Below are 19435 nucleotides of genomic sequence, written 5' to 3' on the forward strand. Positions count from 1 at the left end.
AGCGCCGCTACAAACGGCGCAACCGGATCGAGATCATGTTCGGGCGTCTAAAAGACTGGCGACGTGTCGCTACGCGCTACGACAGGTGCCCTATGACCTTCTTCTCTGCCATCGCTCTCGCCGCAACCGTTATCTTCTGGCTATGAGCAATGAGTCCTGAGCCTAATGCGGGTATCAGACGCACGTCTGCCTCGATGGATCGCTCTTGGCTTTATTCGTCTGTTCCAAGGCACCCCACTCTTAATGCAGCTTTTTTTAGTGTTTTTTGGGCTTAACATACTCGGCTTCGGTATCAATCCTTGGGTTGCTGCAGCCCTAGCGCTGACCCTTCACGCCAGCGCCTTTTTGGGAGAAATCTGGCGTGGCTGTATTGAAGCTGTGCCTCCCGGCCAACGCGAGGCCGCTACAGCTTTGGGGCTGCGTTATTTCCACCGAATGCGCTATATAATCCTGCCCCAGGCAAGCCGGATTGCCATTGCGCCGACAGTCGGATTTCTGGTGCAGCTTATCAAAGGTACTTCGCTTGCGGCAATTATTGGTTTTACCGAGCTGACCCGCCAAGGCCAAATCATAAATAATGCTACTTTCAGTCCATTTTTGGTGTTCGGGACTGTGGCTGCGCTGTATTTTATACTGTGCTGGCCGCTTTCAATCTTGGCGCGTCGTATGGAAACCAGATTTTCTCGCTCAACAGCTCGTTAGGTGACTGTGGCGATATAAATGCCGGTAAGAACCGGTCAAACAGGGAAGGAAAGACAATGAATTTTACCAGACGTATGGCATTAGCTTTTTTGGGGGCGGGCGCACTCGCCACGGTGATGGCGTCCAGTGCTGTTGCCCAAACTATTGAAGGCATTAAATCGGCAGGCGAAATCAAAATTGGCATGCTGGTCGATTTTCCACCATTTGGCATTATGAACACCAATAATGAGCCTGACGGTTATGATGCAGATGTTGCAAAACTTCTGGCCAAGGAGCTTGGTGTCGAGGCTAAAATCGTTCCTGTCACAGGGCCGAACCGAATCCCTTATCTTCAGAGCGGACAAGTAGACGTTTTGGTGGCTTCCCTTGGCATTACCGAAGAGCGGGCCAAAAATGTTGATTTTTCGCAACCCTATGCCGGCATTTCGATCGGCATTGTCGGTCCCACCGGGACTGAAGTTTCCAAGGCGGAAGACCTATCGGGCAAAACCATCGGTGTTGCGCGCGCAAGCACGCAGGATACGGCTGTAACGCAATATGCCCCGTCAGATGCCACAATCCGTCGTTTCGATGATGATGCCAGCGCCGTTCAGGCTCTTCTTTCCGGTCAGGTTGACTTGATTGGCCTGTCCAATGTGGTAGCAGCAGAAATCGAAAAAGCAGCGCCGGGCCGGTATGACCAGAAAGTGGAGCTGAGCCAACAAAAACAGGGTATAGCAGTCAAAAAAGGTTCGACTGAGATGCTGGAATTTGTGAACGACTTTCTTACCAAAGTGAAGAAAGACGGTGAGTTGAATAAGATTCATGAAAAATGGCTTGGTGCGCCGATGCCGGAGTTTTTGGCAGAAACAAAATGATACTATTTTCCCATGTCCGGGAAATTTTCCGGGCATGGAAACTATCTTATTTATTCAGGAAGGAAGTTTCTGATCATGAACTATTCGGCTCAGAATAAAGCGCAGCGGCCAGAAGCTTCCGGTCCTGCAGTGCTGATGGAAGGCGTCAATAAATGGTATGGAAACTATCATGCATTGCGCGACATTAATCTTCAAGTCGAACGTGGTGAGAAGATCGTTATTTGTGGGCCATCGGGGTCGGGAAAATCAACCTTAATCCGTTGTATCAACCAGCTCGAAACCATCGAAAAAGGCCGAATTTTTGTTGACGGGCTTGAGCTGACGGCCGGCGGAAAAAACGTGGACACCATTCGGCAAGAAACAGGAATGGTCTTCCAGCAATTCAATCTTTTTCCGCATATGACAGTTCTCGAAAACTGCACCCTTGCGCCAATGAAAGTGCGCGGCGTTTCAAAGGCAGACGCAGAAAAGACCGCTCGCATCTATCTGGAGCGGGTTCGCATTCCAGAACAGGCGGATAAATATCCAGCGCAGCTTTCAGGCGGACAGCAGCAACGGGTTGCTATTGCTCGCGCTCTTTGCATGAACCCAAAAATCATGCTGTTCGATGAGCCGACATCAGCCCTTGACCCTGAAATGGTCAAGGAAGTCCTCGACACCATGACCGATCTGGCCAAAGAGGGCATGACTATGCTTTGCGTAACCCACGAAATGGGCTTTGCGCGGCAAATAGCAGATCGAGTGATCTTTATGGACCAAGGGTCTATTCTCGAAATGGCAGCGCCGGACGAGTTTTTTGATGATCCAAAGCACGAAAGAACGCGTGCATTTATTGGCCAAATTTCCTGAACGCATCAATTCCTATCAGCGAGCCCTTGAGGGGTAAATCACCCTACTAGGGGGGTAAAGATATATTTGTCAGCATGTTTCAAGCTGACTATCAATTATCAAAGACAGACAGAATTTATAGTTAGTTATGTTAACTTCGGCCAATTGATTCCACACCTGTTCGATATTTATGGACAGGCCGGAGACTGGGAGAGGACAGATGTTGGAACAGATAATCGATCAAGGTGCGGGGCGTATTCCTGCCGATCTGGTGCTAAAAAATGGCCGCTTTTTTGACCTGGTTACCGGTGATTTGGTCGATAGCGATATCGCTATTTGTGGTGATCGGATCGTTGGTACTTTCGGCACCTATGCTGGAAAAAAAGAAATAGATATTTCCGGTCGTATCGTTGTTCCAGGATTTATCGACACACATTTGCATATTGAATCCTCTCATATCACCCCGCACGAATTTGACCGTTGCGTATTGCCACAAGGTGTGACGACGGCAATTTGTGATCCGCATGAAATCGCAAATGTTCTTGGGGTCGAAGGTATCAAATATTTTCTTGAGAGCGCGCAGGAAACCATCATGGATATCCGCGTTCAGCTTTCAAGCTGCGTTCCTGCAACGCATATGGAGACATCCGGTGCGGAACTACTGATTGATGACTTGATGCCATTTGCCGATCATCCAAAAGTGATTGGTCTTGCTGAATTTATGAATTTTCCGGGCGTTCTCGCCAAAGATCCTGAATCTATGGCAAAGCTGAAAGCTTTTCAGGGGCGGCATATTGATGGCCACGCACCGCTTTTAAGCGGGTTTGATCTCAACGCTTATATCTCGACCGGGATTCGCACCGAACATGAGGCAACAAGCGCAGAAGAAGCGCTCGAAAAAATGCGTAAGGGCATGCATGTTCTGGTGCGCGAAGGGTCGGTTTCGAAAGATCTGCAAGCCTTGATGCCGATTATCACCGAGCGTCATGCGCAGTTTCTGGCCTTATGCACCGATGATCGCAATCCGCTGGATATTGCTGACCAAGGGCATCTTGATTATCTCATTCGGACGGCCATAGCCGGGGGCGTGGAACCCATCGCTATCTATCGAGCAGCCAGCGTTTCCGCAGCGCGCGCGTTCGGTTTGTTCGACCGTGGACTGATAGCCCCCGGTCAAAGAGCAGATCTGGTGGTCATTGATAGCCTCGAAGGCTGCCACGCAGAGACGGTAATTTCTGCCGGGCGCGTCGTTTCCGAAGATCTGTTTTCAAGCCGAAAAACTGTAGACCCGGTCGGGCGTAATAGTGTTAAGGCACCACGGGTTAATGCATCGGATTTTCGTGCCCAATCCAATAGTGGCAAAACTCGTGCTATCGGGATTATTCCCGGCAAGATTATTACGGAAAGCCTTGATTTTGAACTTAAAATTGGCCCTGACGGGGTGGAGCCCGATCTTGCCCGTGATGTCGTAAAGATTGCAGTTGTTGAGCGCCACGCTAAAAACGGTAATATCGCTGTCGGCTTTGTCCACGGGTTCGGATTGACGGCTGGCGCGATCGCTTCCACCGTAAGCCACGATTGCCATAATATTTGCGTGGTGGGCGTATCGGATGAAGATATTGCTAGGGCGGTAAATCGGCTTGGCGAAATCGAGGGCGGTTTTGTCGTCGTGCGAGATGGCAAGATTTTGGCTGAAATGCCGCTTCCGATCGCAGGCTTGATGAGTGTGGAAACTTATGAGACCGTGCGCGAACAGTTGCGTGAACTGCGTCGTGCAGCGGAGCAACTCGGCACAAAATTGGAAGAGCCGTTTCTACAATTGGCCTTTGTCGCGCTGCCTGTTATCCCGCATTTAAAAATAACGGATAAGGGCCTTGTCGATGTCGATAAATTTGAATTTGTTGGAAATTAGCGCTCAAAAACTGGCCTAACGATCGATTCTCGTCGATAGAATAATAGATGACATGGTGCGCTCGACGCCTTCTAGCGCGCCAATCCTATCCAGCACCGCATCTAACTCTTTGATTGATGGCGCTTCTACGATCACGATCATATCGAAGTGACCGCTCACCGAGTGAAGTGTGCGAACCGCCATTATGCCGCGAAGAGCTTGCTCAAGTTTAGGTGCAAATTTGGGCAGTGCTGTCACCATAACATGCGCCCGCACTAAATCACGCTCAAATTCTGGAGCAATGCGCACCGTATATCCTTCGATGACGCCGCGTTTTTCGAGTTTTTCCAGCCTGCTTTGAACGGTTGTTCTGGATACGCCGAGTCGTCGCGCCAGATCGGCTGTTGACGCACGGGCGTTTTCACGAAGAAGGGCAATGAGGGCGAGATCAGCATTTGTCGTCATAATGATTATTCGTTACGTCATTTTGCACAAATAAGCAACGCAAATCGTCGTAATGGAGGCTTCTATTCGCCGGAAATTATGCGAATCTAGGCTATCTATTCGCATCTATGAAGGGGCAGTATAAATGAAAGAGATCGTTGTTGTTGGCGCCGGGAAAATTGGAGCAACTATCGCTGATCTATTAGCCGGGACGGGAGATTATGTGGTCACTGTAGTTGATCGGGCACAAGAACAGCTTGACGCGCTTGAAACCTCTTCTTCAATCAAAACGCAAGCGCTCGACATCAAAGACGCAGTAGCTCTGGAAGCGGTTTTAGCTGGTAAATTCGCAGTTCTGAGCGCTGCTCCATTTCAGCTCACAACCTTGATTGCTGAAGCGGCTGCGAAAACTGGTGTCCACTATCTTGATCTTACTGAAGATGTCGCCAGCACCAAACGCGTGAAAGAACTGGCGCAGGGCGCAAAGACTGCTTTTATCCCGCAATGTGGTCTTGCTCCAGGTTTCATTTCGATTGTGGCCTATGATCTGGCAAAGCGCTTTGACACGCTTGATAGCGTTCGTATGCGTGTGGGCGCTCTGCCGGAATTTCCTTCGAACGCTCTTAATTATAACCTGACCTGGAGCACGGACGGTCTCATCAATGAATATATTGAACCGTGCGAAGCCATTGTAAACGGCATATTGACCAAAGTTCCCGCTTTGGAAGAGCGCGAAGAATTTTCGCTTGATGGTGTTACTTACGAGGCGTTCAACACATCGGGTGGTCTTGGTACGCTCTGTGAAACCTTGGAAGGAAAAGTCCGCACCCTGAATTATCGCACCATTCGTTATCCGGGCCACGTTGCTTTGATGAAGGCGCTGCTCAATGATCTTGGTTTGCGTCATCGTCGCGAAGTGCTCAAAGATATTTTTGAAAACGCACTTCCATCCACTATGCAGGACGTGGTCGTCATTTTCGTAACCGTTTCGGGAACGAAGAATGGCCGTCTGGTTCAGGAAACCTATGCAAATAAGGTCTATGCTGCTGAAATTGGTGGCATGATGCGTTCTGGCATTCAAATTACAACGGCATCGGCAATTTGTGCTGTGCTCGACATGTTGGCAAAAGGCGATTTGCCTCAGCAGGGTTTTGTCCGTCAGGAGGACATTACGCTTGATACTTTCCTGGCCAATCGGTTTGGCCAAGCATATGCGCAAGAGAACCAATGCAACCGTTTGGTTGCGTAATAATCCGCACAACTCATTCATACCGTTGCGCATTGGCGCAACGGAATTTTTTGTTTGTCGGAAAGTGTGATTTGAAAATCTTTCTGAAATAGGGTTCAAGCAAAAACAAAGAATTGTCGATAAAGGCAGCGTTCGGGGAACTAAAGCGTTTGTAACAAACGTATCGATATATCTGCGTGGAATGTTTCTTCTAAATAATGGAAGAAATCTCCACCAACCTATAGGTCCGCCATGTTAAAATCTTTGTTGCTTGTCGGTCTGGCCAGTGTTGCTTTTAGCATGCCAGCGCAAGCGAAAGAATGGAAAGAAATCCGCATCGCCAGCGAAGGCTTCTATCCACCATTCAATTATATGTCTCCCGATGGAGAGTTGATCGGTTTTGATCTCGATATCGCAAATGCGCTCTGCGATGCTATGGAAGCCAAGTGCGAGATCATTGCCAATGATTGGGACGGCATGATTCCGGGCCTGCAAGCAAATAAATTTGACGCGGTGATTGCTTCGATGGCGATTACTGAAGAGCGTCAGCAGCAAGTCGCATTTACTGACCGCTATTACAGCACCCCTTTGGCGATTGTCGTTCCAAATGATACGGATATTGAATCCGTTGACGCAGCCTCATTCGATGGAAAAGTGGTTGGGGCGCAAGCAGGTACCACGCAAGGCAATTATGCTGAAGATGTTTTGGCCAAAGCTGGCGCCGAAGTTAAGCTTTACCCCACTGCTGACGAAGCCCATGCGGATCTGGAAACAGGCCGGCTTGACGCGGTTGCGGCCGATAAGTTTGTCTCGGCGGAATGGCTTAAGGGCGGTAGCGGCGCAGAATGCTGCAAATTCTTAGGTGATATTCCTGGTACCGAAACCCAAATCTCGATTGCGCTGCGTAAAGGCGACGATGATTTGCGGGAGCAGTTTAACGAAGCTATCAAGAAAATCCGCGAAGACGGCACCTACGATACTATCCGTAAGAAATACTTCGATTTCGACATCTATTGATACGAAAATAACATCAGGCGCGTCTAATCTTGGCTTGAAGGTGGACGCGCCCGGTGCTTCACTGACATTTCTGATAGATGTCTGATCAGGACGATCTAAAAAACAAAACAACAAACAAGAATAAGTAAGAAGGGGAAATGAATGTTTAAATCTATCCTAGTTGCTGGGGTTGCTGCAGTTCTTTTTTCATTGCCAGCGCAAGCGAAGGAATGGAAAGAAATTCGTATTGCAACCGAAGGCGCATATCCGCCCTTCAATTTCCTTGCCGCCGATGGAACTCTACAGGGAATGGATGTCGAGATCGCGCAGGCTCTTTGTGTGGCTATGGAAGCCAAATGTGAAATCGTTGCCAATGATTGGGACGGCATGATACCGGGCCTGCAAGCCAATAAGTTTGATGCGGTTGTTGCCTCAATGAGCATCACCGAAGACCGCAAGAAGCAGGTGGCTTTCACCGACAAATATTATTCCACACCGCTTTCTGTCGTTGTGCCAAAAGATAGCCCGATTACCTCCGTTGCTCCCGAAGCTTTCGCAGATAAAGTGGTTGGTGCGCAAGGTTCCACTACGCAAAGTGCATATGCAGAAGATGTCTATGGCAAAGCGGGGGCGGAAGTTAAGCTTTATCCCACCGCAGATGAAGCCAATGCTGATCTAAAAAGCGGGCGTGTGGATGCGGTTGTCTCGGACAAATTTCCGATCGCCGACTGGGTCAAAGGCGATGGTGCCGATTGCTGTAAAATGCTTGGCGATATACCGGGTACGCAAACCGATACCGCGATTGCTCTTCGTAAAGGCGATGACGACTTACGCGAACAGTTCAATGCAGCGATCAAGAAAATTCGCGAAGATGGGACTTACGACACCATCGTGAAAAAATATTTCGATTTTGACATCTATTGATTGCTGATACAGCAACCTATTCTGTGATTTGTAGTGAAGCACACTGGCGGGGAGCCAGTGTGCTTCGCATTTTTGCCAAGCTGAGGGAAACATGCGATCAGTAGATGCCATTGTTTTAGGTGCCGGTATCGTCGGCGTTTCCGCTGCGCTCCATTTGCAAGCTCGAGGTCGCTCGGTCTGTCTGATGGATCGCGGGGAGCCAGGGCAGGGCACCAGCTTCGGCAATGCTGGTTTGATTGAACGTTCAAGCGTCATACCATATTCATTTCCCCGCGGCTTTTTGAACTTGTTGCGCTATGGATTAAACCGGCGCACAGATCTGCGTTATGATCCCCTTTATATTCCGCGTATCGCGCGTTGGCTTTTTCAGTACTGGCAAGAATCTTCACCAGAACGTTTGAAAATTGCTACCGACGCTATGCTGCCGCTCATTGAAGCAAGTGTTCGGGAGCATGACGCTTTAATTGCACGGGCCGGTTGCGAACGGCTTGTTCGCTCTCAGGGGTGGATCGAAGTATTCCGTTCGAAAAGGCCCTTTGAAAAAGCGGTTGATCGTTTGCCGCAGCTTGAGCGGTTTAACCTCAATTACGAAGTGCTGGATGAAAACGCGTTGCAGCAGCGCGAACCTACATTAGGTCCGGTTTCAGGCGGGATCCATTGGCTGGACCCCAAAACCATTGTCAACCCTGGCGCGCTTGTCAAAGCCTATGCCGACTTGTTTTGTGCTGGTGGGGGAATATTCGTTCAAGGTGATGCCAAAACTCTCACCCAAAATGATGGATTCTGGCAGGTCACGAGTTTTGAAAAAGAAGTGATAAGCGCCCATCAAATTGTGGTGGCGTTGGGTCCGCAATCAGATTTGGTGACCAAAAAGCTGGGATATTCGTTCCCACTGGGCATTAAGCGCGGGCATCACCAGCATTTTGAAATGCAGGACGGAGCACGACTTGGTCATACGCTCGTGGATGAAGAGGCGGGATATGTTCTTGCCCCGATGGTGCAGGGCGTGCGGCTTTCAACTGGGATAGAATTTGCTTCGCCCAATGCGGCGGCCAATCGTATCCAGTTGGCCCGAGCCGAGAAAATTGCGCGTCGGCTTCTACCGCAACTTGGTGCCGCAATTGAACCCACCCCGTGGCTGGGACTGCGGCCATGCATGCCGGATATGAGGCCGGTGATAGGTCCGGCGCCGTCTCACGAAGGCGTTTGGTTTAATTTCGGTCATGCTCACCATGGTTTGACCTTGGGTCCTGCAAGCGGACGATTGCTTGCTGAGATGATGACGGGTGAGCAAGTTTTTACCGATCCCACTCCCTATAAGGCCGAACGTTTTCTCTAATTATAACAATAATCTAATCATGTATTTTAATATGGCGTTTTTCCAATCGCGAAATGCGCCATGAAGAAAAGAAAAATGCGACGATAAAGATGATAGTCATGAGCATAACAATGGTAGGCGCAGGCGCACTATCGATTAAAAACGACAAATAAACTCCTATAAAGGAAGCAAAAATCGCAATTGCCGCCGAGACTATCATCATGGTGCTGAATTTGCGTGTGAGCAGAAAAGCGATGGCACCGGGAGCAATCAACATTGCGATGGCCAGAATTATCCCGACAGCTTTCAATACGCCCACAATGGTGAGAGAAATAAGACATAGTAGCCCATAGTGAAGAAGGCGCACCCGTAACCCGACCGCTTGCGCCTGGGCAGGGTCAAACGCATGCAGTAAAAACTCTCGCCATTTCAAAATCAGAATGGTTGCAGTAATGGCAGCGATTATACCAGTTTCAATCAGGTCTCGGCCGGTTATGCCAAGCATATCACCAAACAGAATATGATCGAGATGGACATCCGAAGGAAAAGCCACATAGAGCACCAAGCCCAGTCCAAACATGCCTGAAAAGACCACGCCTAAGACTGTATCTTGTTTTATTCGACTGTTTGCACTGAGAAATCCGGCGGATATAGCGCAAAACATGCCGGCAGCGAATGCGCCGATGGCCAGCGGGATGCCAGCAATATAGGCCAGCACAATTCCGGGTAAGACCGCATGGCTGATTGCATCGCCAATCAAAGACCAGCCTTTGAGAACCAAGAAGCAAGAAAGAAGCGATGTCGGTATCGCGATAAGTAGCGATACGGCAAAAGCATATTGCATAAAGCCGAATTGAAACGGCATGATCAATTGTTCGAGCAAACTCATGTCCTGCCTTTGCCTTCATCCAATGCTGCGGCCGCTCTTTGGCGCGCCGCAAGCAATCCGTGTTTAGGCGCTAAACAAAATGCCACCAGGAAGATCAATGTTTGCAATACGACAATCACGCCACCGGTCGCGCCATCGAGAAAATAGCTGACATAAGCGCCAACAAAGCTTGTGACGGAACCGATCAAAACGGCGATCCAGAGCAGCCGAGCGAAGCGATCAGTCAGTAGATAGGCAGTCGCGCCGGGTGTTACGACCATGCAAATCACCAAAAAAGCGCCGACCGTCTGCATTGCTGCCACTGTCGAGGCTGAAAGCAGGGTGAAAAACATGATTTTTAGGGCTGTTGGCCGCAAGCCAATTGATCGTGCATGGCTTTCATCAAAAAACACGACCATAAGATCCTTCCACTTTAAAAGCAGAAGTGTCAGCGATACAAAACCAATAAGCGCCAACTGAATTGTATCTTCCGGCGTGATTGCCAAGATATTTCCCAGCACAATGGTTTGTATGTTAATTGCGGTTGGCTGCAGCGATATCATAAAAAGGCCCAAGCCGAAAAAAGACGTAAATATCAAACCGATAATTGCGTCTTCTTTCAATTTGGTGCGCTGATTAAGAAACAGCATAACCGCTGCCGCCAAACCGCCAGAGAAAAATGCGCCAATTGAAAAGGGCAGGCCAAGCATATAGGCCCCAGCAACGCCTGGGACGATGGAATGGGAAAGCGCATCTCCAATCAGCGACCAACCTTTTAGCATCAAATAGCCCGATAAAAACGCACAAACGCCACCCACGAGCGCCGACACCCACATGGCATTGACCATGTAACTATAGCTAAAGGGCTCAAGCATAATCGACATCACTGCTCACCGATGGGTTGAACGGCAGAAGAGGGCGCAGAAAATTCACGATCAATGCCGCTGGCCATAGATGTTTTTGCTGCCGTTACATTATCAAGCACAAGGTGGCGCAGCACGCCTCCAAATGTCCGTTCCAAATTGGCTTGCGTGAAAATCTCTTTGGTCGGGCCATAAGCCAGGACCGTATGTTTTAGCAGAACTGTACGGTCGCAAAACTCAGGAACGCTTCCTAAATTGTGGGTGGATACGAGCATGACCCGACCTTCGTCGCGCATACCACGCAACAGGGTGATAATGGTTTCTTCGGTTTTGACATCAACTCCCGTAAACGGTTCATCTAGCAGAATAACCCGGCCATCTTGAGCAAGAGCCCGTGCCAGAAACACCCGCTTTTTCTGACCACCGGAAAGTTCTCCAATCTGGCGTTTACGAAATTCCCACATATTGACACGGCGCAAGGCACTTTCGACCGCTTCATGATCACTACGATGAGGCAGTCGGAGAAAACCCATATGACCATAACGTCCCATCATCACGACATCTTCGACGAGAACGGGAAAATTCCAGTCTACATCTTCACTCTGGGGCACGTAAGCTACAAGGTTTTTCTTAAGAGCTTCGCTGACCGGTAGGCCCAAAATAGAAATATCCCCTTTGGCCAGCCGCACGAAACCCATAATCGCTTTGAATAAGGTCGATTTGCCCGAGCCATTGACCCCAACCAAAGCGGTTATAGTGCCTGTCGGTATGGAAAAACTCGCCTTATGCAATGCTGTATGGCCATTACGATAGGTCACAGTGGCATCGTGAACAGCCAGCCCCTCCGCTCGGCTGAAAAGCTCGGTGTCAGTCTTTTTGTCTTCATTAACGAGCATGTTCATTGTGTAAGGCCTTTGGCGATGGTGCTTGTGGTTACGCGCAAAAGATCAAGATATGTGGGAACTGGACCATCGGGTTCTGATAAGGAATCTACATAGAGCACGCCTGCATAATTGGCGCCCGTCTCGCGCGCCACTTGCTCGGCTGGGGCTGCTGAAACTGTGCTTTCTGAGAAAACCGCAGGAATATTATGCTTCCTCACACTGTCGATGACCGTGCGCACTTGCTGAGGAGTGCCCTGTTGATCCGCATTAATCGGCCAAAGATAAAGTTCCTTCAGCCCAAAATCGCGTGCAAGGTAAGAAAATGCACCTTCGCTGGTAACGAGCCAGCGTTTTTCTTCCGGTATTTTAGAGAGTTCTTTCTCAATCGGTTCTATCGTGGCGGCTAATTGCGCCTTATAGGTTTCAGCGTTCGCCTTATAGGTTTCAGCATTATCTGGATCATATTTGATCAAAGCGTCGCGAATATTATCAATATAAATCAAAGCAGAACTAGGTGACATCCAAGCATGCGGATTTGGTTTTCCGCTATAGGGACCATCGCTAATGTCAATTGGATTCACACCTTCCGACACAATCACGCTGGGCACATCATTCAACCGAGAGAAGAACTTTTCAAACCAACGCTCAAGCCCTAGACCATTCCATAATATGAGATTTGCATCCTGCGCTTTTAGAATATCACGCGGTGTCGGCTGGTAGCCGTGAATCTCAGCGCCTGGCTTGGTGATGGAATCAACCGTTGCGGCATCACCCGCAACATTGCGCGCAATATCCGCTATCACCGTGAATGTTGTGACCACTTTCAACTTATCTGCTGCAAGGCAATTGCTGGCAGCAAGGCTCACCAACACGCCGCTTACCAGACTTATTTTTGCTAAATGCTTCAAAAACCGCAGCATACTTACTCCTTATTGCGAATGGATCGCAATTGCATAAATGGCATAGTATGAATGATTTTGCAATTATGTCTGGAAAATTATATTTCAGATTGTTATTTATTTTTTGATACACGTATAAATTGTAATTGTGAATTTTTCTGTGTAGTCTGGGCAGTGGCGCACCACCGTTGCATGCCTCAAGAGCAATAGCACAGGAGAATTTAGGGGAGCCTGGAGCGGCGGATATATCAGCGTCCAGAATTTATACTGTTTTCATTTTTGACCGGGGGTATCAATGATTTTAATGATGCAAAGTCACAAATCCGATGATGCAGGCGTGTTTTTGGGAGGTAAAGACACGGGAGAAGACACAATTCTTGTCCAAGCGGTCGGGCCGTTCCGAACTGGACTTTCGCCAGCTGGATTGGAGGTGTGCGTTCCTCAAAAAGCGTTAGCGCTCATATTGCTTGAGCCCATTCGGCAATTGCGGTGGAGCAGCAGTGACGAGGCGGACAATTGCGCAAGCTGCGCTGCGGAAACAGTGTTTTACATTCCCGCAAATCACAGCATAGCGTTCACGTGGCCGGAATCCGTTCAATTTTTATCCGTCACCATCGACGAGGGGTTCGTTGTCGGAGGCAAAGCAGATCATACACATTCTCGAGAAGGAGAAAAACCTGATAATATTGTCCGGTTCACTAGTAAACAATGCCTGCAAATGAGTCAGATCATCACGCAGCAATTGCAAGAAGGCGAAACGGAAGAATCAAATTATCTCTGGTCGCTGCATTCGGTGCTGGTCAATCTTGTTATCAAAAATGCTGTATATGCTCAAAATGTGGGCGGAACCCAGTCAGGTTTGAGTGCATATGCTTGCGGACAAATCGAAGCATATCTCAAAGAAAATTTTCGCAAGCCGGTTTCTGTACCAGATATGGCAAATATGCTTGGGATTTCGGCCGGACATTTCGCGACCTGCTTTCGCGAAAGTTTCGGGCAGACTCCCCATCAATATTTGACGCGGTTACGTTTAGACGAAGCAGAAAGATGCCTACGTGAAACCGATATGCCGATCAGTGAAATAGCGGCGCGCTTGAGTTTCTCGAGTCAAAGTCATCTGACAACCGCGTTGCGAAAATACCGGCATTTAACGCCTGGCGAAATCCGTCGACGCGGTAAACAACGTTCAAGACGATAACTTAACCAAAACTCATTGTCAGGGGGCATAATGCGGCCTGCTTCGACCGTGCTAGCAGGCCGCATGGCTCTATCTGTGCTAAATTATGACAGTTTTACGTGCATTTATTGACTATGCTTGCTCCAGCATTTGTTCACTGATAATGTTAGTATCAATATTATAAGTGTAAGATTCCTCACAATCCGTATCGAGATGCATGTTCCGCCCAATCCGTTAATCCTTCTCGGGCCAAGTATATTGCTTGTTTTTGCAATATGCTTTCTCGCGTTCTGGATTTCCGATAAAAGGCATCTCCATCTGCTTTTCTTTGCAATTGCGGGTTTTCTTTTTTGTATCGGATCGCTTGTCCAGATGCTGAACTTTCCGGCTGATGGAGGCATAAATGCGATTCTTTCGGCGTTTTTCTACACATTGAGCGTTTTGCTCGTATGCGATGGGCTACTCCAGCGCAGTACTAAGAAAATGCCTTTATTCGCTTATCTAGTTATCACGTCGATTATCTTATGCGGCATAGCCTATTATTATTACCACGATAGAGATCTTACCCTTCGCATTTATGTGCTGAATTATGGGTTCGGGCTGATATTCCTCTATAGTTTGCTAAATCTGCTTTCATTGCGCCGCGGCATCTTTACTGAAAAATTGCTTTTTTGGTTGCTGGCGGCATTTACAGCGCAGTTTTTTGTTCGCACGGCCTTAACCTCCCATGGGATTCCCAGCGACGGAGTTGAGTTCTCTACTTCAATCTTTTGGCTTACATTGCAGTTTTCATTAGCAATATTGGGTGTCGCATTCTCACTCGCGCTTCTAGCGGTGGTAGTAAGCGATAAAATGTTTACGCTAGAACAAGAAAGAGCCGTTGATCCTTTAACTAATTTGTTAAATCGGCGAGGTTTTACTGAACAAGCGGAAAAGCTGCTATCGGACGAAGCAGAAACCCCAATCAGTTTGCTTCAACTTGACATTGATTATTTTAAGTCAATCAATGATACATTCGGTCATCCGGTCGGAGACTGTGTTTTAACAAGTGTAGCACAAATCATTTCAAAAGTTTCAGGTCCGTCTGCCATTTGCGCACGAATGGGCGGCGAAGAATTCTCGGTTCTGGTTCCCCGAACCGGACCGGCCAACGCCTTCCGCTTGGCAGATAAAATCCGCCGAGCCGTAAAAGAAACTCATTATACGGTACTACCCGCAAAACGAAAGATAACGGTGAGTATCGGTGTCGCGACGGCCAAACCTCACTTCACTCTCGACCGTCTGCTACTGGTCGCCGATAATGCCCTTTATGCAGCCAAACGCTCTGGTAGAGATCGAATTGAATCCACGTCCGAAACTGTTTCTAAACGACGCGAGATTGCAACCTATTGACGATAAACCCGTAAATTATTTGATAAATTCCTGCGGCGCCAAAGGTTGAAAATTCCCAAGCGTGCCATAGTTCCACATCTATGCAGCAGAAAGATTCAAACGGCGTCGTCTCCGAGCAATATAAAAACGATACAATTTTACTTCCTGAAATCGAGCTTTTGGAACCATCCAAAAGCACCAATTTTCGGCATTTGGCAGAGTTCAAGCATTGCGCTTTTTTCCTCGACTTAGATGGGACACTGTTAGACATTGCGCCTTCTCCGAGCGAAGTGAAATTAGAATCGGGCTTACGGGAAACACTTATTGAGCTCGATAAACATACGAGTGGTGCGCTCGCCATCGTGTCCGGAAGATCGGTTGGCTTTATCGATCAGCTATTTTCTGATTATCAATTTTCGGCCGCGGGCCTTCACGGGGCAGAAATCCGATTAGCGCGATCAGGGGTAGCGGAGAGGGCGGTTCGGGAAGTCACCGCCGACGATCTGGCTCTATTTGAACATGCACGCGCATTTGCGCAGCAGTCCGCCCATAAATTTCGCGGAGTGGTTTTTGAAGATAAGGGCAAGGCATTTGCTCTGCATTATCGGCAGGCACGAAATCTGGAGCCTGTCGTAAAGCAGCTCATGAGAACAGCTTCAGAGCTTGCTGGCACAAACTATGCCATTCAAGAAGGAAAGTTTGTTGTCGAATTAAAGCCTTTTGGAGCTGATAAAGGCTCCGCACTAAGACAGATAATGCGGCACGAGCCTTTTGCGGGCAAATATCCGATAGCTGCTGGCGACGACATCACAGACGAAACAATGTTCATTGCGGCCAATGAAATGGGCGGCGTGGGATTACGCGTCGGCCCGTTACCGGTGGGTCGAAAGACCAATGCTATTGCGTTAGCAGCTTCACCTGCATTGTTTCGTCACTGGATAAGGAGCCTCACAAAATGAGCTCGCAGATGCACACATCGAATATCACACAATCTTTGGATCTGGGTGCGGTGGGGAATGCGGCTCTCGCTGCACTTATCGACAAGCAAGGAAGCGTCTGCTGGATGTGCGCTCCTCGCATGGATGGCGATCCGGTTTTTTGCAGCCTGCTGGCTCCAAACGGTAATCCTTTGGAAGGGAGTTGGCGTTTCTCGCTGTCTGGGCAAGCTAAAAGCGAACAAAAATATATACGCAATACAGCGTTACTTGAAACCTATCTAACAGACCAAGCTGGAAATCAGCTCAAAATAACTGATTTTGCGCCACGTTTTCGAATGGGTGGACGCATATTCAGAGGGCAGACGCTTGTTCGACTTGTCGAACCGATGAGCGGCACTCCACGAATTTCAGTATCCATAAATCCAAAATATGATTACGGCAGTCACAAACCTGAAAAGACGCGGGGCACCAGCCATATACGCTATATTCTCGGCCATCAAGTGCTTAGATTAACGACCGACGCTCCGGTTGATTATGTGCTTAATGAAACGCCTTTCTTGTTAGATAGGCCCTTGGCTTTTATTCTTGGTCCCGATGAGCGCCTGACCGACAGCCCAATGAATATTGCGCGTTATTTCTTGCGCGAGACGACCGAATATTGGCGGGAGTGGGTCCGTAGTCTGGCTTTGCCAGCAGATTTTCAAGATGTGGTGATCCGTTCTGCGATTACGTTGAAGCTGTGCTCAAATGAAGAAACCGGAGCCATCGTCGCAGCGTTGACGACTTCTATTCCCGAGTATGGAGCAAGCGGGCGCACTTGGGATTATCGTTTCTGTTGGCTCAGAGATTCTTATTTTACTGTCAAAGCGCTCAATAGCCTCAATGCCACGCGCACTATGGAAAATTATCTGGCTTATGTGTCCAATCTCGCTGCCGGGTCGAAAGATGGTTATATGCAGCCTCTTTTCGGGCTGGGGCTGGAGCGTCGGGTTGAAGAATTCATTGTGCCGGGCCTGTCGGGCTACCGAAATTACGGGCCTGTGCGACGGGGAAATGCCGCCTGGACGCAAGTTCAAAATGATGGTTATGGATCTGTAATACTGGCAGCAATGCAGTGTTTTTTTGATGAACGCTTGCCGGATATGGGAAATGAAACGCTTTTTCGCCAACTTGAGCGCTTGGGTGAAGAGGCAGAAGCCCGCTGGAACAAACCCGATGCTGGCCTTTGGGAATTTCGACTTCGAGACGGCATTCATACCCATTCCGCCGTGATGTGTTGGGCTGCATGTGACCGGCTGGCCCGCATTGCCCAACGCCTTGATTTTCCTCAATCCGCTTTACGTTGGGAGGCCAGCGCCAAGCGTATCCGCGAAGGCATAATCGAGCACGCATGGAACCATGAGAAGAACACATTTGTTTCAGTTTTCGGCGGGCAAGATTTGGATGCGAGCTTACTTTTAATGGCGGAATCCGGATTTATACCGGCAGATGATCCTCGATTTCTTGCGACTGTTGAAGCTTGCGAGAAAGCTTTGCGCTTTGGCAATCATCTTTATCGCTATCGAACGCCAGATGATTTCGGTGCGCCAGAAACAGCTTTTACCGCATGCACGTTTTGGCTGATCGACGCTTTGGTTCGGACCGGCAGACACGCAGACGCACAAGAAATATTCAAGGATATTCTGTCACGCCGCAATCACCTTGGCCTACTTTCGGAAGGCGTGCATGTCCAGTCTGGGGAATTATGGGGGAATTTTCCGCAAACCTATTCGATGGTGGGTCTCATCAATGCTGCCATGGCACTATCGCGTTCTTGGGAGGAGGTATTATGAGCCGTTTGATTGTTGTCTCTAACCGGGTTCCAGATCCTGATCGCCCACCGTCGGGAGGATTGGCGGTTGCAATACACGCCGCTTTAGAGGAGCGCGGCGGAGTATGGATGGGTTGGTCGGGTAAATCGAGCGGCGAGAAGGAACCCGGTCCCCTTACTACCCGCGAGGAAGGGCGCATTTCCTATGCTTTAACCGATCTTTCTGACCGTGATCTATCGGAATATTATGAAGGATTAGCCAATAGCGTACTCTGGCCCCTGTGTCATTATCGTATTGATCTGACGGATTATGCCCGCCGCGACATGGCTGGCTATTTGCGGGCGAACCGGTTGTTTGCCGAACGGCTTGAGCCATTAATTGGTAAGGACGATCTAATCTGGATTCACGATTATCATCTCTTGCCGCTCGCTGAAGAATTGCGCCAGATGGGAGTGAGCAACCGCATCGGCTTTTTCATGCATATTCCGTGGCCGTCGCCTGATGTGTTTCTAACACTTCCCGTTCAGAACACGCTGTTGCACGCTATGACGGCATTGGATTTAATCGGATTTCAAACCGAAGACGATGCCGAGAATTTCGCTTTATGCTTAAAACGCGGTGGGATAGCGCAAGCCATCGCTGGCGAGCCGGGCATGTTCAAGACAACAACGCGCCAATTTAAGGTAGGAGCTTACCCCATCGGCATTGATGTGAAAGGCTTTTCGCAAACTGCCGAACACGCCATTAATCATCCAACCGTTCGCCGGTTTACAAGCTCACTCGAAGGGCGTGAACTAATTGTCGGGGTAGATCGGCTTGATTATACCAAGGGATTACCGCAAAGATTGGTTGGTTATCACCGGTTCTTAGAGGTTAACCCTGCTTGGCATGGCCGTGTAACTTACCTTCAAATCACACCCAAAAGCCGATCCGGCGTCGCTGAATATGATGCATTGCAACGCGAAGTCGATGAAATTTCCGGCCATATAAATGGGACTTTAGGCCGTCTCGATTGGACGCCTGTGCGTTATGTAAATCGCGCTTTTAGCCAACAAGTACTGGCAGCAGTTTATCGCCGGGCAGGGGTAGGGCTTGTTACTCCACTGCGCGACGGCATGAATTTGGTTGCAAAGGAATATGTTGCAGCTCAAGACCCAGAAGATCCCGGTGTGCTTATTCTTTCACGTTTTGCGGGCGCAGCACGCGAGTTGGGAACGGGCGCTTTACTGGTTAACCCATATGATGTGGAAACTATTGCCGACGCCCTCGGCCGAGCGGTTTCGATGCCGCTCGAACAACGCCGAGAACGTTTTGAAACCATGTCCAATACAATCAAAAATAACGATATTTTTGATTGGTGTAATGGGTATCTGGATGATTTGGCCCAAATTGGCGCTCCACTTGCTGGGCCGAAATTCGATCAGGAAAACTAGTGA

Annotated in this window: 18 protein-coding genes and 1 pseudogene; 14 read left to right on the forward strand and 5 right to left on the reverse strand. The window is 48.9% G+C overall.

Annotated elements, in window-relative coordinates:
• The 5 genes and pseudogenes from C7374_RS05675 to ade all read left to right on the forward strand — a co-directional run.
• Positions 1 to 146: transposase (locus tag C7374_RS05675; RefSeq protein ID WP_146612710.1), on the forward strand; the 146-nt coding region annotated here is incomplete at its 5' end.
• 7 nt (positions 147 to 153) lie between these two features.
• A pseudogene (locus C7374_RS05680) lies at positions 154 to 702 on the forward strand (amino acid ABC transporter permease); the annotation flags it as partial.
• Between the two features lie 56 nt (positions 703 to 758).
• A complete protein-coding gene (locus C7374_RS05685) occupies positions 759 to 1559 on the forward strand; it encodes a transporter substrate-binding domain-containing protein (protein WP_111574659.1) in 801 nt (266 codons plus the stop codon).
• Between the two features lie 75 nt (positions 1560 to 1634).
• The gene (locus C7374_RS05690; RefSeq protein WP_111574938.1) at positions 1635 to 2408 is read left to right on the forward strand and encodes an amino acid ABC transporter ATP-binding protein; all 774 of its coding nucleotides are present in this window, start codon (positions 1635 to 1637) and stop codon (positions 2406 to 2408) included.
• A gap of 199 nt (positions 2409 to 2607) precedes the next feature.
• Positions 2608 to 4299: an adenine deaminase gene (gene ade, locus C7374_RS05695; protein WP_111574660.1), complete on the forward strand. Its 1692-nt coding sequence runs from the start codon at positions 2608 to 2610 to the stop codon at positions 4297 to 4299.
• A 15-nt stretch (positions 4300 to 4314) separates the two neighbouring features.
• Here ade and C7374_RS05700 read toward each other — a convergent pair whose 3' ends face one another.
• Positions 4315 to 4743 (reverse strand): Lrp/AsnC family transcriptional regulator, encoded by a 429-nt coding sequence (locus C7374_RS05700; RefSeq protein ID WP_111574661.1) that lies wholly within the window; start codon positions 4741 to 4743, stop codon positions 4315 to 4317.
• 124 nt (positions 4744 to 4867) lie between these two features.
• On the opposite strand from C7374_RS05700, the gene C7374_RS05705 reads away from it, so the two are divergent.
• The 4 genes from C7374_RS05705 (at position 4868) to C7374_RS05720 (ending at position 9209) form a co-directional block, all read left to right on the forward strand.
• The gene (locus C7374_RS05705) at positions 4868 to 5971 is read left to right on the forward strand and encodes a saccharopine dehydrogenase family protein (protein ID WP_111574662.1); all 1104 of its coding nucleotides are present in this window, start codon (positions 4868 to 4870) and stop codon (positions 5969 to 5971) included.
• Between the two features lie 231 nt (positions 5972 to 6202).
• Positions 6203 to 6967, forward strand: coding sequence for an ABC transporter substrate-binding protein (locus C7374_RS05710; protein ID WP_111574663.1), 765 nt, complete (start codon positions 6203 to 6205; stop codon positions 6965 to 6967).
• A gap of 141 nt (positions 6968 to 7108) precedes the next feature.
• Positions 7109 to 7870, forward strand: coding sequence for an ABC transporter substrate-binding protein (locus C7374_RS05715; RefSeq protein ID WP_111574664.1), 762 nt, complete (start codon positions 7109 to 7111; stop codon positions 7868 to 7870).
• 91 nt (positions 7871 to 7961) lie between these two features.
• A complete protein-coding gene (locus tag C7374_RS05720) occupies positions 7962 to 9209 on the forward strand; it encodes an NAD(P)/FAD-dependent oxidoreductase (RefSeq protein ID WP_111574665.1) in 1248 nt (415 codons plus the stop codon).
• A 13-nt stretch (positions 9210 to 9222) separates the two neighbouring features.
• On the opposite strand, the gene C7374_RS05725 is transcribed toward C7374_RS05720, so the two are convergent.
• Genes C7374_RS05725 through C7374_RS05740 form a run of 4 tightly spaced genes read right to left on the reverse strand, consistent with a single transcriptional unit; the run spans position 9223 to position 12723 of the window.
• Entirely contained in the window at positions 9223 to 10077 is an 855-nt protein-coding gene (locus C7374_RS05725) for a metal ABC transporter permease (RefSeq protein WP_111574666.1), read from the reverse strand.
• Positions 10074 to 10940, reverse strand: coding sequence for a metal ABC transporter permease (locus C7374_RS05730; protein WP_111574667.1), 867 nt, complete (start codon positions 10938 to 10940; stop codon positions 10074 to 10076). Before C7374_RS05730 ends, C7374_RS05725 begins: the two co-directional genes overlap by 4 nt.
• On the reverse strand, positions 10940 to 11815 hold the full coding sequence (locus C7374_RS05735) for a manganese/iron ABC transporter ATP-binding protein (RefSeq protein ID WP_170130219.1): 876 nt from the start codon (positions 11813 to 11815) through the stop codon (positions 10940 to 10942). Before C7374_RS05735 ends, C7374_RS05730 begins: the two co-directional genes overlap by 1 nt.
• Positions 11816 to 11817: 2 nt before the next feature.
• Positions 11818 to 12723, reverse strand: a complete 906-nt coding sequence (locus C7374_RS05740) for a metal ABC transporter substrate-binding protein (protein WP_111574669.1) — start codon at positions 12721 to 12723, stop codon at positions 11818 to 11820.
• Between the two features lie 520 nt (positions 12724 to 13243).
• Here C7374_RS05740 and C7374_RS05745 point away from each other — a divergent pair.
• From C7374_RS05745 to otsA, 5 genes are all read left to right on the forward strand, one after another.
• Positions 13244 to 13900, forward strand: a complete 657-nt coding sequence (locus C7374_RS05745; protein WP_245412588.1) for an AraC family transcriptional regulator — start codon at positions 13244 to 13246, stop codon at positions 13898 to 13900.
• A 411-nt stretch (positions 13901 to 14311) separates the two neighbouring features.
• Positions 14312 to 15271: a GGDEF domain-containing protein gene (locus tag C7374_RS05750; protein WP_210205080.1), complete on the forward strand. Its 960-nt coding sequence runs from the start codon at positions 14312 to 14314 to the stop codon at positions 15269 to 15271.
• Between the two features lie 80 nt (positions 15272 to 15351).
• Positions 15352 to 16209 (forward strand): trehalose-phosphatase, encoded by an 858-nt coding sequence (gene otsB, locus C7374_RS05755; RefSeq protein WP_111574671.1) that lies wholly within the window; start codon positions 15352 to 15354, stop codon positions 16207 to 16209.
• On the forward strand, positions 16206 to 18020 hold the full coding sequence (locus C7374_RS05760) for a glycoside hydrolase family 15 protein (RefSeq protein WP_245412589.1): 1815 nt from the start codon (positions 16206 to 16208) through the stop codon (positions 18018 to 18020). Before otsB ends, C7374_RS05760 begins: the two co-directional genes overlap by 4 nt.
• Complete coding sequence (gene otsA / locus C7374_RS05765) at positions 18017 to 19432, forward strand: alpha,alpha-trehalose-phosphate synthase (UDP-forming) (RefSeq protein ID WP_111574672.1); 1416 nt, start codon at positions 18017 to 18019, stop codon at positions 19430 to 19432. The genes C7374_RS05760 and otsA overlap by 4 nt, the downstream gene beginning before the upstream one ends.
• The last annotated feature ends 3 nt before the right edge of the window (positions 19433 to 19435 follow it).

Source organism: Falsochrobactrum ovis (assembly GCF_003259955.1).
Lineage (GTDB): Bacteria > Pseudomonadota > Alphaproteobacteria > Rhizobiales > Rhizobiaceae > Brucella > Brucella ovis_A.

Excerpts from the sequence above, each read along its gene's own strand:
- ade (WP_111574660.1), top strand. The coding sequence starts at position 2,608 with ATGTTGGAACAGATAATCGATCAAGGTGCGGGGCGTATTCCTGCCGAT.
- C7374_RS05710 (WP_111574663.1), top strand. The coding sequence starts at position 6,203 with ATGTTAAAATCTTTGTTGCTTGTCGGTCTGGCCAGTGTTGCTTTTAGC.
- C7374_RS05730 (WP_111574667.1), bottom strand. The coding sequence starts at position 10,940 with ATGTCGATTATGCTTGAGCCCTTTAGCTATAGTTACATGGTCAATGCC.
- C7374_RS05725 (WP_111574666.1), bottom strand. The coding sequence starts at position 10,077 with ATGAGTTTGCTCGAACAATTGATCATGCCGTTTCAATTCGGCTTTATG.
- C7374_RS05715 (WP_111574664.1), top strand. The coding sequence starts at position 7,109 with ATGTTTAAATCTATCCTAGTTGCTGGGGTTGCTGCAGTTCTTTTTTCA.
- otsB (WP_111574671.1), top strand. The coding sequence starts at position 15,352 with ATGCAGCAGAAAGATTCAAACGGCGTCGTCTCCGAGCAATATAAAAAC.
- otsA (WP_111574672.1), top strand. The coding sequence starts at position 18,017 with ATGAGCCGTTTGATTGTTGTCTCTAACCGGGTTCCAGATCCTGATCGC.
- C7374_RS05740 (WP_111574669.1), bottom strand. The coding sequence starts at position 12,723 with ATGCTGCGGTTTTTGAAGCATTTAGCAAAAATAAGTCTGGTAAGCGGC.
- C7374_RS05690 (WP_111574938.1), top strand. The coding sequence starts at position 1,635 with ATGAACTATTCGGCTCAGAATAAAGCGCAGCGGCCAGAAGCTTCCGGT.
- C7374_RS05700 (WP_111574661.1), bottom strand. The coding sequence starts at position 4,743 with ATGACGACAAATGCTGATCTCGCCCTCATTGCCCTTCTTCGTGAAAAC.
- C7374_RS05705 (WP_111574662.1), top strand. The coding sequence starts at position 4,868 with ATGAAAGAGATCGTTGTTGTTGGCGCCGGGAAAATTGGAGCAACTATC.
- C7374_RS05760 (WP_245412589.1), top strand. The coding sequence starts at position 16,206 with ATGAGCTCGCAGATGCACACATCGAATATCACACAATCTTTGGATCTG.
- C7374_RS05735 (WP_170130219.1), bottom strand. The coding sequence starts at position 11,815 with ATGCTCGTTAATGAAGACAAAAAGACTGACACCGAGCTTTTCAGCCGA.
- C7374_RS05685 (WP_111574659.1), top strand. The coding sequence starts at position 759 with ATGAATTTTACCAGACGTATGGCATTAGCTTTTTTGGGGGCGGGCGCA.
- C7374_RS05720 (WP_111574665.1), top strand. The coding sequence starts at position 7,962 with ATGCGATCAGTAGATGCCATTGTTTTAGGTGCCGGTATCGTCGGCGTT.